The organism is Pseudarthrobacter cellobiosi, from assembly GCF_023913755.1.
GTDB lineage: Bacteria > Actinomycetota > Actinomycetes > Actinomycetales > Micrococcaceae > Arthrobacter > Arthrobacter cellobiosi.
Genome location: NZ_JAMXBJ010000047.1, coordinates 184,698 through 200,105 on the forward strand (window position 1 = coordinate 184,698; position 15,408 = coordinate 200,105).

Consider the following 15,408-nt stretch of genomic DNA (forward strand, 5'->3'; position numbering starts at 1 on the left):
CTGCGGGGAACAGTTAGACCTTGCCGTCTGAATGGTTGGCAGAGAGCGAGCTGCGGACCATCCGGCTGCCGGTCTTCAGCCAGGGGGCACTGCCGGTGGGCCCGCAGCGGCTCGATCCACGCGACTCGATCCACGCGACCCCGCCGCGCTGGAGTCCGCAACGTGCGGCGAGCACGGCGTCACCGCCGAGGCCTTCGTCCTGAGCGACGACGACGGTGCCCTGTTCATTCCGCTCAGCCGCGCCGCCGACGTCGCGGACGTGGCAGCCACGATCCGCGACACCGAACGTTCCCAGGCCGCGAAGATGAACCTGGGCACCACGTTCCGGACCCAGGCCCGCCTGGGGGAGTACCTCGCAGCCCGGAACTCGGATGCGACCATCACGTTCCGGCAGCACCTGCGCGCGTTCGGCGGCGAGATCGAAGAGTAGCGCTGGCTTCAACGCGGTTGGGCCGGCGTCGGCTGCTGTCACTTGCTTAGTTCAGCCAGTTCCTCAACGCTCGTTGTGGAATCCTCTGGACGCCCGTCGGTTTGAACTCCCGGCTCCCGCCTTTTACCCGGCGATAGCCTGGGCGTCGCGGCAATTAGAAGAGCAGCCACAGCCACCGCGGCGCTCAGGATCAAGCCCGGTCGGTACTGTTCCAGCATCGCGGCCGCATTGACGGCGGCACCTGGTTCGGGCGCATTGCCGTGACCGCTCACCATTGCCGTGGTGACGGCAAGTACCAGGGCGGCGCCGACTTGGGTGCTGGTCTGGATCAGGCCTGCGGCCAAACCTTGCTCGGCATCCCGGATGCCTGCGGTGGCCTGGACATTGATGGACGGGAAGGCCAGGGCGAAACCGACGCCCAGGAGCAGGACGGACGGCAGAATGTCGGTCACGTAATTGGGCGAGGTACCCACACGAAGGAACAGCACGTATCCGAGCGTCAACGCCGCCAGACCGGTCAGGATCAGCCGCGGGGCGCCGAATCTCTCGATGAGCCGGTCCGCGAACGGTGCGCTTGAGGCAACCAGCAGGCCGGTCGGGAGCAGCGCCAGGGCCATGCCAAGGGGGCTCCATCCCAGTACAGACTGCAGGTAGAGCGTCAGGATGAACTGGAAGCTCAGGTAGGAACCGAACAGCCCCACGGCGCTGAGGTTGGCCCGGGCAACCCAGCCTTCCTTGAGGATGCTGAACCGGATCAGGGGGTGCCTGACGCGGTTTTCGATCACGCCGAACGCTGCCAGCACCCCGGCGGAGGCCACGAATCCGGCGATAGTTGCCACAGATCCCCAGCCGTTCCCCGGGGCCGCTACCAGCGTGTACACGAGCCCCAGCATGCCGGCCGCGAGCGTGATGGCGCCCCAGACGTCATGCCCGCTCTCCTGCTCCCCGTTGGCAGCCTGGCCTGCGGCTCCGTCCCGGGGGATGTACCTCAGGCCAAGGATCACAACGGCGACTGCCACCGGAACGGAGACCAGGAAGGTCCAGCGCCAGCTCAGGGCGGTCATGAGGCCGCCTACAACCAGGCCGAGGGAGAATCCGCTGGCGCCGAACGTGGTGAAGATGGACAAGGCGCGGTTGCGTTCGCGCCCTTCAGCGAAGTTGGTGGTGATGATCGAGAAGCCAGCGGGAGCCGTGAATGCGGCGGCCAGGCCCTTGACGAAACGGGTGGCGATCAGCAGGGCCGGGTCATCCACCAGCCCGCCGAGCAGGGATGCTGCGGCGAAAACGCTGAGCGCAATCAGGAAGATGCGCCGCCGGCCGAGCAGATCCGCCATTCGTCCGCCCAGCAGGAGCAGGCTTCCGTAGCCGAGCACATAGGCGGAGACGATCCACTGGAGGGATTCGGTTCCGAGATGAAGTTCGTTGCCGATCGAGGGCAGGGCCACGCCGACCATTGATACGTCCAGTGCGTCGAGTGCCAGGACGGTGCACAGGACCAGGAGGAGCATCCATTGTGCGCGGGTCCAACGCACAGCTGTAAGCCGGTCTCCGGCTGTTCTTTCAAGGGTGGAAGTTGAAGTCATGGCAACAACTTATATGACACGTCATTGAATGACAAGGAATATTATGACGTGGACTTTTAATTGGTCATGAACTAGAATCGCTGCATGGCAAAACCGCAGGACCGCCAGTTGGTTGAGCAATGGCGCAGTATCCAGACCACGTATTTCCACACGGCGGGGGCGCTGGAGCGTGCGCTGGAGTCGAAGTTCAGCATCGGCCTGACAGAGTTTGAAATCCTGGACCTCGTGGCCGAAAGCGCCGATGCGGCATGCCGCATGAAGCAACTCGGTGAGCGCACCCCTATGACCCAGAGCGCCATGTCCAAGGTGGTGGACCGGCTCGACAAAGCCGGACTGATTTCCCGCCAGTCCTGTGAAGATGACCGGCGCTCACTGTACCTGGAACTCACCGAGGCCGGCCGCGCGCTCCACAGGCAAGCCGCCATCGAGCACCGCGCCCTGCTCAGGGAAAACCTGGGCAAAGACTAACCGTCAGCCCTTGCCGTCCTGGCCGGGCTCTTCGTCATCCGAGGTCGCGGATTTGAAATGGCGCGTCAGTGATCGTCGATGGAGATCTCTTCGATCTTCAGGTCGAACAGCTTAGCGAGGCGGAAGGCGACTGGGAGGCTCGGGTCGAACTTTCCTGTTTCGATTGCGTTGATTGTCTGCCTCGACACGCTGACACGCTGAGCCAGGTCGGCCTGCGTCCAGGCGCGTTCGGTCCGAAGGTCTGTGAGGCGGTTCTTCATCGGTACCTGATCATGCCGACGGCGAAGGTGACCAGGTGGACGACGCCCAGGAGCGTGGGGAAGCCCGCGAGATTGACGTCGTACGCGACGAGGCCGGCAGCGTCCGCGACGACATAGGCGAATCCGCCGACCCACCCCAGTCCGAAGGTGACCACCCGCGCATCCTGGATGATCTTCCGCTGCAACTCATCAATTCCCCGGAGAAATCGCGTGAAGCCTCGAGGTCAAGCCTTCAGCGGCCACCAACAATTCTTCGACGCGCGCGATTTAGACTGCACCCATGTCCGAAACTGAACGAACCATCACAGACCCGGTCTTCGAGGCTGCCTACGAGGCCGCACAAAAGAGCCTCCGAGAGGGCGGCATCCCGATCGGTGCTGCCTTGGCCCGGGGCGGGGTCGTCATTGCCAGCGGTCACAACGAGCGTGTCCAGCATGGCGATCCAATCGCCCACGGCGAGATGTCTGCGTTGCGGGCTGCCGGACGCCAGAAGAGCTACCGGGACACAACCCTCTACACCACCCTAGCGCCGTGTGCGATGTGTACCGGGACCATTATCCAATTCAAGATTCCGCGCGTGGTGGTGGGCGAGGCCGAGACGTTCTCCGGCGAATTCGAACTTCTCCGCTCACGCGGCGTCGAAGTGGTGGTGTTGAATGATGTCCGATGCGTTGAGATGATGCGCACCTTCCAGGACGAACACCCTGAACTATGGGCGGAGGACATCGCCGAGTAGTCCAGGCACAAAGGAGCGCCGGTGAAATAGATCAGACCCGGCCAAAGCTATCGCGTGCCGCGCATTCATACGCCTGTGGGCTGTGGCGGTCCTGCACCGCAGGCGTTCTTCTCCTTTTTGCCAGCCTCTCGGCGCGCTCGCCTTAGCGGCCACAGCCGTGTGAGCGCGGCTGCGGGGGAGGCCCGTCTGGGTCCTTGTCCTGACCGGCCTCCCCGCGGTGGTGGTGGTGGGCGGGCTGGCGTATGAGCTTCCCGACGGGCCTATACGTCCACCTCGCCGGACAGCACGCACAGTAGGCGCCCCCGCAGGCATGGCGAATACGCTGTCGGAGAACCGGCCCATTTTCCCCGTCGCCCGCCCGGATGAATCCCAGCCACCGGACGTAAACTGACCTTCGCACCACCTCCAGCTCGAACACCAGCGGGACAGAACCATTTGGAGCCGCCATGCTCTGGAAACTGCTTGTTGAATACCTGCGGCCGCACCGTCAGCTGCTGATCGCCGTCGTGATTTTCCAGCTGGCGCAATCCATCGCGTCGCTGTACCTGCCCACCCTGAACGCGGACATCATCGATGAGGGCGTGGCCAAGGGGGTCACCGGCGTCATCCTCAGCCTGGGCGCCCTGATGCTGGAAATCACGCTGCTGCAGATCATCTGCGCCGTGATTGCCGTGTACTTCGGGGCGAAGGCGGCCATGGGCGTGGGCCGGGACTTGCGCGGCGCCATCTTCACCCGTGTGGGGGAGTTCTCCGAGCAGGAAGTCACGAAGTTCGGCGCGCCCAGCCTGATCACCCGCTCCACCAACGACGTCCAGCAGGTCCAGCAGCTGGTGCTGATGGCCGCCACCATGATGGTGGCCGCGCCCATGCTCGCCATCGGCGGCGTGATCATGGCCGTCCGGCAGGACGTGCAGCTGTCCTGGCTGATCGCCGTCGCCGTGCCCGTGCTCATGATCGGCGTCGGGCTGATCATCACCCGGATGGTGCCGCTGTTCCGGAAGATGCAGAAACGGATCGACACCGTGAACCGGGTGCTCCGCGAGCAGCTCACCGGCATCCGCGTGGTGCGCGCGTTCGTCCGCGAGGACATCGAGACCGCCCGCTTCGCCCAGGCCAACGAGGACGTCACGGACACCGCGCTGCGTGCCGGCCGGCTGATGGCGCTCGCGTTCCCCGTGGTGATGCTGGTGCTGAACGTGTCCAGCGTGGCCGTGATCTGGTTCGGCTCATTCAGGATCGAGGACGGCTCCATGCAGGTGGGCACGCTCATCGCGTTCCTCAGCTACCTGATGCAGATCCTGATGTCCGTCATGATGGCCACCTTCATGGCCGTGATGATCCCGCGCGCCGCGGTCTCGGCGGACCGGATCGGCGAGGTGCTGGGCACCGAGTCGAGCGTGCGGCCGCCGCTAAAGCCAGTGAGCAGCGCGGTTCCGTCCGGCGGGCGGCGCCGCGGGGAGCTGGAAATGCGCGACGTCGGATTCGCCTACCCGGGTGCCGACCAGCCCGTCCTCTCCGGGCTCAGCTTCACCGCCAAGGCAGGGCAGACGACGGCGATCATCGGCAGCACGGGTGCCGGCAAGACAACCCTCGTGAACCTCATGCCGCGCCTGTTTGACGCCACCACCGGCTCGGTCCGGATGGACGGCGTGGACGTCCGCGAACTGCACCCGGACCTCCTCTGGGGGCACATCGGCCTGGTGCCGCAGCGGCCCTACCTGTTCACTGGCACCGTCCGCAGCAACCTGCAGTACGGCAAGCCGGACGCCACCGAGGACGAGCTCTGGACCGCCCTGGAGATCGCCCAGGCCCGGGACTTCGTCGAGGAGATGGAGGGCGGGCTGGACGCGCCCATCTCCCAGGGCGGCACCAACGTCTCCGGTGGCCAGCGGCAGCGGCTGGCCATCGCCCGGGCCCTGGTGAAACGGCCCGAGCTGTACATTTTCGACGACTCGTTCTCCTCGCTGGACACCGGCACCGACGCCCGCCTGCGTCAGGCCCTCAAGCGCAGCACCGCCGGCGCCACCCTGGTACTCATCGCCCAGCGCGTGTCCAGCATCGTGGATGCCGACCAGATCCTAGTGCTCGACGACGGCAGGATCGTGGGGCGCGGAACGCACCGCGGGCTGCTGGAGACGTCCGAGACGTACCGGGAGATCGTCTCCTCCCAGCTGGCAGCGGAGGAGACGGTATGAGCACGCCGCACCGGCCGTCGTCGGGCGCTGGTTCCAACGCTGGAACCGCACCCGGCTCGAAAACCGGGACTGCCGACGTCGTACGCATCCCCCGACCGGCGGGTGGACCGGGACGCGGCGGACCGTTCGCGGGGATGAACGTCCCGGCGGAGAAGGCCATGAACTTCGGGCCGTCGGCCAAGCGGCTGCTGGGTACGCTGCGGCCGGAGCGGGCGTGGCTGCTGCTGGTGCTGATCATGGGGGTGGCCAGCGTGACGCTGTCGGTGATCGGGCCGCGGCTGCTGGGGGAGGGCACTAACCTGATTTTCGCGGGAGTAGTGTCGCGGGAGCTGCCCGCCGGGGTGAGCAAGGCGGAGCTGATCGCGCAGCTGCGGGCCGCTGGGGAGAACCAGAAGGCGGACATGCTCACGCCCATGGCGCTGACGCCGGGGCAGGGGATCGACTTCGCGGCGCTGTCCAGTGTGCTGCTGTGGGCGCTGGTGCTGTATGTGCTGGCGTCGGCGTTTATGTGGGTGCAGGCGTATGTGCTGAACGGGGTGGTGCAGCGGACGGTGTTCGGGCTGCGCGAGGAGATCGAGGCGAAGATCCACCGGCTGCCGCTGCGGTATTTCGATTCGATCCAGCGCGGCGAGCTGCTGAGCCGGGTGACGAACGACGTGGACAACATTTCGCAGAGCCTGCAGCAGTCCATCAGCCAGGCGGTCACGTCGGTGCTGACCGTGGTGGGCGTGCTGGTGATGATGTTCATCCTCTCGCCCACGCTGGCGCTGATTGCGCTGGTGACCGTGCCGCTGACGCTGGGCATCACGGCGCTGATCGCCAAGCGCTCGCAGAAGCTGTTTGTGGCGCAGTGGAAGCACACGGGGGAGCTGAACGGGCAGACCGAGGAGACGTACACCGGACATGCGCTGGTGAAGGTGTTCGGCCGGCAGCGCGAGGTGGAGGAGCGGTTCCGGCAGAAGAACGTGGAGCTGTATGACGCGAGCTTCGGCGCGCAGTTCATTTCCGGGCTGATCATGCCGGCCATGACGTTCATCGGGAACCTGGTGTACGTGGGGATCGCGGTGGTGGGCGGCCTGCAGGTGGCGTCCGGGGCCATGCAGCTGGGCGATGTGCAGGCGTTCATCCAGTACTCGCGGCAGTTCACCATGCCGCTGGCGCAGCTGGGGTCCATGGCCAACCTGCTGCAGTCCGGGGTGGCGTCGGCGGAGCGGGTGTTCTCGTTGTTGGATGAGCCGGAGGAGTCTGCTGATCCTCCTAGTGGTGCTGCTGGTTTTGGGCGTGGCCGGCTGGTGTTTGAGGACGTCTCGTTCTCCTACTCGCCGGACAAGCCGCTGATTTCTTCGCTTTCTTTGGTGGCGGAGCCGGGGCAGACGGTCGCGATTGTGGGGCCGACCGGGGCGGGCAAGACCACGCTGGTGAACCTGATGATGCGGTTCTACGAGCTGGATGCGGGCCGGATAACGCTCGACGGCGTGGACGTCACCTCAGTGCCCCGGCGCGAGCTGCGCTCGCGACTCGGGATGGTGCTGCAGGATACGTGGCTGTTCGGCGGGACCATCCGGGACAACATTGCGTACGGCCGGCCTACGGCTACGGAGGACGAGATCCTGGAGGCGGCGCGGGCGACGTATGTGGACAGGTTCGTGCACTCCCTGCCGGAGGGGTACGACACCGTGCTGGAGGACGAGGGTTCGAATGTGTCCGCCGGTGAGAAGCAGCTTTTGACGATTGCGCGTGCTTTTTTGGCGCGGCCTTCTGTTTTGATCCTGGACGAGGCGACTTCTTCGGTGGACACCCGGACCGAGGTGCTGGTGCAGAAGGCGATGCGGGCTTTGCGGTCCGACCGGACTTCTTTTGTGATCGCGCACCGCCTGTCCACGATCCGCGACGCCGACCTTATCCTGGTGATGGAGGCCGGCCAGATCGTGGAGCAGGGAACGCACGCGTCGTTGCTGGCCGCGGGCGGGGCGTATTCGAGGCTGTATGAGGCGCAGTTCGCGGCTCCTGTGGCGGAGGTTTAGGCCGGCATTCAGGGTGAAGTTCATGCGCGCCAAGAAAACGACACTGAAAAGGGCCGCTCTTCGCCTCCACCCGTTCCGGGGCACAGCCGCTGCACGATCCAACCGAACGACCATCTATCGGGCACTACGCTGCAACCCACTGTTGATGTACTGCCTGATCTTAGCGACTTGCTGGGCATCAAATGCTTGTTCTCCATCTAGCCAGACCGTCGATGTGTCCCATTGACGCTTGGCGCTGCTGCTTGGCGTGAGCAATACTCCAATTGTGGATCCGGGGACTCCTCCGATGCTCCGCCAGTAGTCTTCGTGATGCAGTTGCGTCCTTAAGAACAGGTGGTTCCTCATCATGGAATCGAGCTTTGAGGCAACGATGAAGACGATCGGGCACTGGTCGCCGGGATGCGGTACAAAAACCCGGGTTTCTGTCTTGATACTTGAACCCCGGTGACGGGAAATGGTGCTCATGAACTTCAAGAGGACTCGACCAAGTTCGGGCCGGTACGCAGCCGGGACGGTGTCCAAGGACGTCAGCAGCTTCAGCCGGTCTGCCTCGGTGCTCTCGCCCATGTGAGTTGTGGCCACGTCTTCCATGATGATGCGGAAGAGCAGCGCGCCATCATCCGCGGCTTCCAGGGGCGCATACGGCGTTGAAACGACGGGTGCATCCTGTTCGAGACCGGCCAGGCTACGCAGTTTCTCAGGCATTTCTTTGGCCTCTGCCTGCAAGTCGGCCAGGGCCACCTGCATGTACCGGCTTGGCTCGGCACCTAGTTCTGCCGTCTCACCAGCTACACGCTGCAAATAGTGCAGTACAGACCTGGTGGACCTCAGGTGCTCGAACAGGAACTCCCAGTCGCGCCTGAGTAGAACAACGCACGGTATGGCGCCGGCTTCCTCCAGCGAAGGAACAAATCCAGCAGGGGGAGCCGGGTGATCAACGATGACGACTGCAATCCATTGAAATAGTCCACCATCAATCTCAACGCGTCTCCCCCTCCCGCTCGTCAGGTTTTCCCGACGGTGAGCAAGGTGGCGGATGCTGCCTTTCGCCTGCTTGATGGCTTTGGTGATAGCACTCGTCAGCCAGCTCGCTTCCCGGTCCGGGGTGCCTGGTTCAGCGTTACGGGCCTTCACCTGGATTAGCGCTGCAATGCCGTCCGCAACAACAAGCCCGTCGCCCCGCTCCCGGACACCAGCCCCCTGGCGCTGTTGTTCGGGGAGGAATACGAAATCTGGCAAACCCCACCGGGCGGCTGAAACCCTTGTGGAATCCTCTGCAGCGGGCCCCACTTCAAGATCTGGCGGAAGCAGCGAAGCATTCGGGACATCCCGGACCATTACTCCGTCGGATGTTTCGACGACGAGGGTCAATGCAGGGAGATTACTACTCGCAACGGACATACGCACCAGATTAGAACAGTGCGGACCAGGAATTGCTGACGGTGGCAGTGCCGGTGACCCCTGCATCTCGGCTGGGCCGACTGCTTAGCGCAGACCACGCCCAGGCCGAAGCTCTGCGGTGGATGGCGTTCAAAGTCGTCTTGGGCTGTGGAGAGCTGTCCCCGCGCGCGAATCATCGAGAGATGAGGGCGCTGACGGCATAGTCCGACGGGCATACGAAGTAATGCCTGCTCCAGTGCCGCGGACTACGCAACGAGATATCTGTGGAGGACTAATGAACTCCCATTTGGTCGTGCCGCTGCGCGCATTCGCCTCGCATCCGATGACGGCTGGTCGGGGCTGCAGGGGCCCGGATACACGCGCCAGGATGGCAACGCATCACCGGTCTAAGGCCTTCTCGCCGGCCCTACCGGGATGACGCTGGAAGGCCTATCTTTGATCTGTCACAGACCCAGGGAAAGGAACAACGATGTTCACCTTGCAGATCAGCTATCCAGTCCGGGACTACGAGGCTTTCAAGAAAGTATTCGACACCGATCCTGCAGGCCGCGCCGCCTCGGGCGCCAGATCTGTCCGCCTGTTCCGGGATACGGACGACCCGAACAGCGTGGCCGTTCTCCTTGACTTCGACACCAAGGATGCTGCGACCGTCTTTCTGGAACGGCTCCGCAGCGAGGTGTGGGACAAGCCCGAGGTGATAGGGCAGCTGATGACGGCAGCGCCCACTGCAAGGATCCTGGAGGAAGTGGCCCGCGAGGGTGAGGGTGCGGGCTGACCACTGAGTATCCGGGGTTCCCGCCGAACCACTTCATTGCGGCCCGAGAGGGCGGTCAAACCAGCGGCCACGGGTAGCGCATGCCGGTGCGGTCAACCGGCAGTACCCCTTCGCGCAGCAGGCGCTGCACCCGGCGCTCCAGGGCGGTGACCTCGTCGTCGTCGAGGAGCTCGGCCACGTTGGGAGGCGCGGCCTCTGCCAGCGGTGCTATGTCCTCGAGCAGGGCGTCCGGGATGGGTTCACCGGCGAAGTCCCAGATCACGGTGCGCAGCTTGAAGCTGGCCGAGAAGCACAGTCCGTGGTCGATGCCCCACACCCGGCCGTCATCGCCGCGCAGCACGTGCCCGCTTTTACGGTCGGTGTTGTTGGTGACGTAATCGAACAGGGCGATGCGGGCCAGCTCGCGATGGGTCTCGGGGGCGTCGGCGTACAGCGTGAAGTAATGCTCTTGAAAGTCGCACTCGATGAACCACTGCAGCGAACCGACCCCCAACGGCGCCTCCTCGCGGATCACCGTCGGCGGCACGAGGCCCCACCCCAGCGACTCGCTGAGCAGGTAGGCGGCGCGTTCCCGCCGGTAGAGTCCGGGGTCGAAATCGGACAGCGGCCGTTCCCCGGCTTCCGGCTTGTAGACCGCATACGCTGAGGCCTCCCCGCGGGAGACCTCGACGAGGAACGTCTCGTTACTGCTGCGCGGGATTCGCCCCACCAGTTCCACGCTTCCCTCGCAGAGCAGGGTCAGCTCACGGCCGGACACCGTCTGCCCCGTTTCATCGTCTGTCCCACCGGTAGCCCCCACTCACGGCCCTCTCAGCCCACTCAGCGGTTCCGACGTCGAATTCACCATCAGCACGGCCGGCGACTGGTCCTCCACAAACAAGATGGCCGACACCGAGCCCGGGCTGATGGTGATCCGCTGGAACAGGTCCAGGGGCGTACCCAGGGCGTGGGCGACGGCGGCCTTGATGGGATCGGCGTGGGAGAAGCACACCACCACGCCACCAACGTGGGCCGTGCGCAGTGCCTCCAGCGATCCAACAATCCGCGCCTGCATTTCCGTGAAGCTCTCGCCGTTCGGGAAGCGGAAGGCCGACGGACTGTGCTGAACGGTCTGCCACTCCGGCAGGGCGACTACGTCCGCCAAACCAGCCCCGGTCCAGTCGCCGAAATCGCATTCGAGCAGGCCGTCGTCGTGCGTCACGTCCCGTCCTGTGCGCGCCGCCGTCGGCTCCGCCGTCTCAACGGCGCGCTCCAGCGGCGAGGAATAGATGGCATCGAGCGGGAGGTCCCCGAGACGCTCTGCGACCTTTTCAGCCTGGGCGCGGCCGGCGTCGGACAGATGCAGCCCCGGTGCCCGCCCGGGCAGCACCCTGCCCGTGGTCGGCGTCACCCCATGGCGCACCAAAAGGAGTAGGGTGCCAGACGCACCCGAAGGAGGTGCCGGCGATTCCGGCGGCGTGGCTGCAGTCATCAGCCTAAGCGTAAGGCGCACGGCGCCGAGTGAGCAGGGAATCTCAACAAATCCCTCGATTCCCCGCCCGGTGGAGGTCTACGGTGGAGGGGTGAGTGATCGCCCCGATATCTTCACTGTTGGTGAACTGCGTGCCTCCGGCCACGTGCACAAGGACCTGCGCCGCGAAATCCGCGACAACCTGCTCGCCGCGCTCGCCGCCGGCCGCGATCCGTGGCCCGGGATGTTTGGCTTCAGCCGGACCGTCCTGCCCCAGCTGGAGCGTGCCCTGCTCGCCGGGCACGACGTGGTCCTGCTCGGCGAACGGGGACAGGGCAAGACCCGGCTCCTGCGCACCCTGGCCGGGCTGCTGGACGAGTGGTCGCCCGTAATCGAGGATTCGGAACTCAACGAACACCCGTACGAACCCATCACGGAGCAATCCCGTGCCCGCGCCCTCACCGAGGGGGACCGGCTGCGGGTGGCGTGGCGCCATCGCTCCGAACGGTACGTCGAAAAGCTCGCGACGCCGGACACCTCCGTCGCCGACCTGATCGGCGACATCGACCCGATGCGGGTGGCCGAGGGCCGGCGCCTCGGCGACCCGGAAACCATCCACTACGGACTGGTCCCGCGCTCCAACCGCGGAATCATCGCCATCAACGAGCTGCCCGACCTCGCCGAGCGCATCCAGGTCTCGATGCTCAACGTGATGGAGGAACGCGACATCCAGATCCGCGGCTACGTGCTGCGGCTGCCGCTGGACGTCCTTGTGGTCGCGTCCGCCAACCCGGAGGATTACACGAACCGCGGCCGGATCATCACGCCGCTGCGGGACCGCTTCGGCGCCGAGATCCGCACCCACTACCCCCTGGAGCTCGACGACGAGGTGGCCGTCATCAAGCAGGAGGGGCACCTGGTGGCCGGCGTCCCGCCCGTCATCCTCGAGATCCTGGCCCGCTACACCCGGGCCCTGCGGCAGTCCCCGGCGATCAACCAGACCTCAGGGGTGTCCGCCCGGTTCGCGATCGCGGGCGCCGAAACCGTCGCCGCGGCAGCCCTTCGCCGGGCCAGCGTGCGCGGCGAGGACGAGGCGGTGGCCCGGATCATCGACCTGGACGCGGCGGTGGAAGTCCTTGGCGGCAAGATTGAGTTCGAATCCGGTGAGGAAGGGCGTGAACAGGAAATCCTCGACCATCTCCTGCGCATGGCCACCGCGGAAGCCGTGCGGGCGCACTTCCACGGCATCGATATGGGCCAACTTGTGGCCGCGCTCGACGGCCACACCACGGTGACCACCGGGGAACTGGTTACCGCGCGGGAGTTCCTGGCGAACCTCCCGTCCCTCAACGGCTCCGGCCTCTACGACCAAATCAGTGAGCGCCTGGGTGCCACGAACGACGGGCAGCGAGCCGCCGCCGTCGAACTCGCTTTGGAAGGCCTCTACCTCGCCCGGCGGATCGCCAAAGAGTCCGACGACGAGGCGACGGTTTACGGCTAAGAAGTTCCACAGCTGAGGACAGGAGGGCCATGAGCGTTCACAACCGATCCCGGTACAGCCGGTACCGGGGCGGACCGGATCCGCTCGCCCCGCCGGTGGACCTGGCCGAAGCACTTGACGCCGTGGCCGAGGACGTCATGGCCGGCTACTCGCCCCGGCGCGCCCTGCAGGAGTACCTGCGCCGCGGCGGCCGCAGCCGCGAAGGCCTGGACGACCTCGCCGCCCGGGTCCAGCGGCGCCGCAAGGACCTTCTGGGCCGGCACAACCTGGACGGCACCCTCAACGAGATCCAGAAACTGCTGGACACTGCGGTGCTGGAGGAGCGCAAACAGCTGGCCCGCGACGCCATGATGGACAACACCGACCGATCCTTCCGGGAGATGCAGCTGCAGAACCTGCCCCGGTCCACGGCGGCGGCCGTCAACGAACTGGCCTCCTACGACTGGCAGTCGACCACGGCACGGGAAGCGTACGAGCGGATCAAGGACCTGCTGGGCCGCGAGGTCCTTGACCAGCGGTTCGCCGGCATGAAGCAAGCGCTCGAGAACGCCACGGACGAGGACCGTGCGGCCGTCAACGAGATGCTGCAGGACCTCAACGAACTCCTCGACAAACACCGGCGCGGCGAGGACACCGACGCGGACTTCCAGAACTTCATGGCCAAGCACGGCGACTTCTTCCCCGAGAATCCACAGTCTGTCGAGGAGCTGATCGACGCCCTCGCCCAGCGCGCGGCAGCCGCCCAGCGGATGCTGCAGTCCATGTCCAAGGAACAGCGGGAGGAACTGATAAACCTCTCCGCCCAGGCGTTCGGCTCGCCCGAACTCATGGCCCAGCTCGGCCAACTCGACGACACCCTGCGCGCCCTGCGCCCCGGCGAGGACTGGACCGGATCCGAACGCTTCGAAGGTGAGGAAGGGCTCGGCCTGGGCGACGGCACCGGCGTGCTGCAGGACCTCGCCGAGCTGGACGAGCTGTCCGAACAGCTCTCCCAGTCCTACAACGGGTCCAGCCTGGACGACCTGGACCTCGACGCCCTGGCCCGCCAACTCGGGCAGGATGCCGCCGTCACGGCGCGCACCCTCGCGGAAATCGAGAAGGCAATGCACGACGGCGGGTACCTCCACCGCGGGGCGGACGGGGATCTCCGGTTGTCACCGCAGTCCATGCGGCGGCTCGGGAGGGCGCTGCTGCGGGATACCGCCAAGCAACTGTCCAGCCGGCAGGGGCGCCGGGACACGCGCGTTGCCGGGGCGGCCGGGGAACAGACGGGCTCCAGCCGCCCCTGGGAGTTCGGCGACGCCGAGCCGTGGGACGTCACGCGAACCATCACCAACGCGATCCGCCGCACCATTGCCGACGGCGGCGACCCGGGCAGCGGACTGCGCCTCGCCGCAGACGACATCGAGGTGGCGGAAACTGAGGCGCGCACCCAGGCCGCCGTCGTCCTGCTGGTGGACGTGTCCTTCTCGATGGCCGCCCAAGGACGCTGGGTGCCCATGAAACGCACCGCGCTCGCCCTGCACCACCTCATTTCAACGCGCTTCCGCGGCGACCGGCTGCAGCTGATCACGTTCGGCCGCTACGCGCAGACCACGGACATCGGCGAGCTCACCGCCTTGCCGCCCTTCCAGAACAAGGGAACCAATCTGCACCACGGCCTACTGCTGGCGGGCCGGTTCTTCCGCAAGCACCCGTCCATGCAGCCCGTCCTCCTAGTGGTGACCGACGGCGAACCAACCGCGCACCTGCTGGGCGACGGTGAGACCTGGTTCGACTACCCGCCGCACCCGGAGACCATCCGGATTACCGTGGCCGAGCTCGACCGCCTGGGGCGTGCCGGCACACAGGTCACGTTCTTCCGGCTCGGCGACGATCCCGGCCTCGAGCGGTTCGTCCAGCGCATGGCGCGCCGGGTAGGCGGCCGGGTGGTGGCGCCCGACGTCGGTGACCTGGGGGCTGCCGTGGTGGGGGAGTACCTCCGCGCCCACTTCCGCGGCCGCCCCTACGACGACGCCGACTGGGCCAAATAGAAGGCTGTTCGGCACTGATTCTTACAGGCGGAGTTCCATAAACACGCTGTTGGGATCCAGGACATAGTCGGCAAAGGGAAGGCACTCGCTGAAACCGTTGCGGACATACAGGCGCCGAGCGGGAGCGAAGTAGTCCTCGGTTCCTGTCTCAAGGTAAATGTGCCCGAAGTTTCGGGTCCGGGCTTCGTCCAGGATGTGCCGGAGCATGAGCGTCGCCACCCCTCGCCCACGCGCCCCCGCTGCGGTGCGCATGGACTTGATCTCGCCATGTTTCGCCGGGCTGTCCGGGAAATCGAGGAGCTTGAGCGCGCCGCAGCCAAGGAGCTCATCTTCCTCGCGGGCCGTCCAAAACGTGATCGACGGTGCGGACAGCGCAGAATGGTCCAGCGTGTGCACACTTTCGGCGGGCGACGTGGCGAACATGTCTGCCAGGTGCTCGCTCAGTAGTTCATGGACATCCGCTCGTGTGGGGTCGTCCTTCGCAATGTGAATCATCGCCTCCAATTTACCGGTGCCCCATCCGCTCCCTGGGACCTGAACTATATTCGGACA

15 protein-coding genes are annotated in these 15,408 nt (G+C 65.7%); 8 read left to right on the forward strand and 7 right to left on the reverse strand.

The genetic code is table 11. The features are described from left to right. Window positions 1–31 precede the first annotated feature (31 nt). Entirely contained in the window at window positions 32–430 is a 399-nt protein-coding gene (locus tag NG696_RS14135) for a hypothetical protein (protein ID WP_252575905.1), read from the forward strand. Between the two features lie 38 nt (window positions 431–468). Here NG696_RS14135 and NG696_RS14140 read toward each other — a convergent pair whose 3' ends face one another. Next, complete coding sequence (locus NG696_RS14140) at window positions 469–2,013, reverse strand: MFS transporter (RefSeq protein ID WP_252575906.1); 1,545 nt, start codon at window positions 2,011–2,013, stop codon at window positions 469–471. 84 nt (window positions 2,014–2,097) lie between these two features. Here NG696_RS14140 and NG696_RS14145 point away from each other — a divergent pair, with 84 nt between their 5' ends. Beyond that, window positions 2,098–2,481 carry a MarR family winged helix-turn-helix transcriptional regulator gene (locus tag NG696_RS14145; protein ID WP_252568511.1) on the forward strand — a complete coding sequence of 128 codons (384 nt, stop codon included), beginning with the start codon at window positions 2,098–2,100 and terminating at the stop codon, window positions 2,479–2,481. Between the two features lie 65 nt (window positions 2,482–2,546). On the opposite strand, the gene NG696_RS14150 is transcribed toward NG696_RS14145, so the two are convergent. After that, window positions 2,547–2,741 (reverse strand): helix-turn-helix transcriptional regulator, encoded by a 195-nt coding sequence (locus tag NG696_RS14150; protein WP_252568510.1) that lies wholly within the window; start codon window positions 2,739–2,741, stop codon window positions 2,547–2,549. After that, a complete protein-coding gene (locus tag NG696_RS14155) occupies window positions 2,738–2,926 on the reverse strand; it encodes a hypothetical protein (protein WP_252575907.1) in 189 nt (62 codons plus the stop codon). Before NG696_RS14155 ends, NG696_RS14150 begins: the two co-directional genes overlap by 4 nt. A 95-nt stretch (window positions 2,927–3,021) precedes the next feature. Between NG696_RS14155 and NG696_RS14160 the strand changes: the two genes are divergently transcribed. The 3 genes from NG696_RS14160 (at window position 3,022) to NG696_RS14170 (ending at window position 7,696) form a co-directional block, all read left to right on the forward strand. Next, window positions 3,022–3,477: a nucleoside deaminase gene (locus tag NG696_RS14160; protein ID WP_252568508.1), complete on the forward strand. Its 456-nt coding sequence runs from the start codon at window positions 3,022–3,024 to the stop codon at window positions 3,475–3,477. 446 nt (window positions 3,478–3,923) lie between these two features. Then, a complete protein-coding gene (locus tag NG696_RS14165) occupies window positions 3,924–5,672 on the forward strand; it encodes an ABC transporter ATP-binding protein (protein WP_252568507.1) in 1,749 nt (582 codons plus the stop codon). Continuing rightward, on the forward strand, window positions 5,669–7,696 hold the full coding sequence (locus NG696_RS14170) for an ABC transporter ATP-binding protein (RefSeq protein ID WP_305884620.1): 2,028 nt from the start codon (window positions 5,669–5,671) through the stop codon (window positions 7,694–7,696). The genes NG696_RS14165 and NG696_RS14170 overlap by 4 nt, the downstream gene beginning before the upstream one ends. A 114-nt stretch (window positions 7,697–7,810) precedes the next feature. On the opposite strand, the gene NG696_RS14175 is transcribed toward NG696_RS14170, so the two are convergent. Next, window positions 7,811–9,067: a hypothetical protein gene (locus tag NG696_RS14175; RefSeq protein ID WP_252575909.1), complete on the reverse strand. Its 1,257-nt coding sequence runs from the start codon at window positions 9,065–9,067 to the stop codon at window positions 7,811–7,813. A gap of 499 nt (window positions 9,068–9,566) precedes the next feature. Between NG696_RS14175 and NG696_RS14180 the strand changes: the two genes are divergently transcribed. Beyond that, window positions 9,567–9,872, forward strand: coding sequence for a hypothetical protein (locus NG696_RS14180; RefSeq protein WP_252575910.1), 306 nt, complete (start codon window positions 9,567–9,569; stop codon window positions 9,870–9,872). 55 nt (window positions 9,873–9,927) lie between these two features. Here the strand turns inward: NG696_RS14180 and NG696_RS14185 are convergent, their stop codons facing one another. Both NG696_RS14185 and NG696_RS14190 read right to left on the reverse strand, forming a co-directional pair. After that, complete coding sequence (locus NG696_RS14185; RefSeq protein WP_252575911.1) at window positions 9,928–10,629, reverse strand: SCO1664 family protein; 702 nt, start codon at window positions 10,627–10,629, stop codon at window positions 9,928–9,930. 42 nt (window positions 10,630–10,671) lie between these two features. Next, a complete protein-coding gene (locus NG696_RS14190; protein WP_252575916.1) occupies window positions 10,672–11,343 on the reverse strand; it encodes an MSMEG_4193 family putative phosphomutase in 672 nt (223 codons plus the stop codon). Between the two features lie 91 nt (window positions 11,344–11,434). Between NG696_RS14190 and NG696_RS14195 the strand changes: the two genes are divergently transcribed. Next, the gene (locus tag NG696_RS14195) at window positions 11,435–12,823 is read left to right on the forward strand and encodes a sigma 54-interacting transcriptional regulator (RefSeq protein WP_252568476.1); all 1,389 of its coding nucleotides are present in this window, start codon (window positions 11,435–11,437) and stop codon (window positions 12,821–12,823) included. 29 nt (window positions 12,824–12,852) lie between these two features. Then, window positions 12,853–14,856: a vWA domain-containing protein gene (locus NG696_RS14200; RefSeq protein WP_252575918.1), complete on the forward strand. Its 2,004-nt coding sequence runs from the start codon at window positions 12,853–12,855 to the stop codon at window positions 14,854–14,856. A 21-nt stretch (window positions 14,857–14,877) separates the two neighbouring features. On the opposite strand, the gene NG696_RS14205 is transcribed toward NG696_RS14200, so the two are convergent. Continuing rightward, a complete protein-coding gene (locus NG696_RS14205; protein WP_252575919.1) occupies window positions 14,878–15,351 on the reverse strand; it encodes a GNAT family N-acetyltransferase in 474 nt (157 codons plus the stop codon). Window positions 15,352–15,408: the final 57 nt, after the last annotated feature.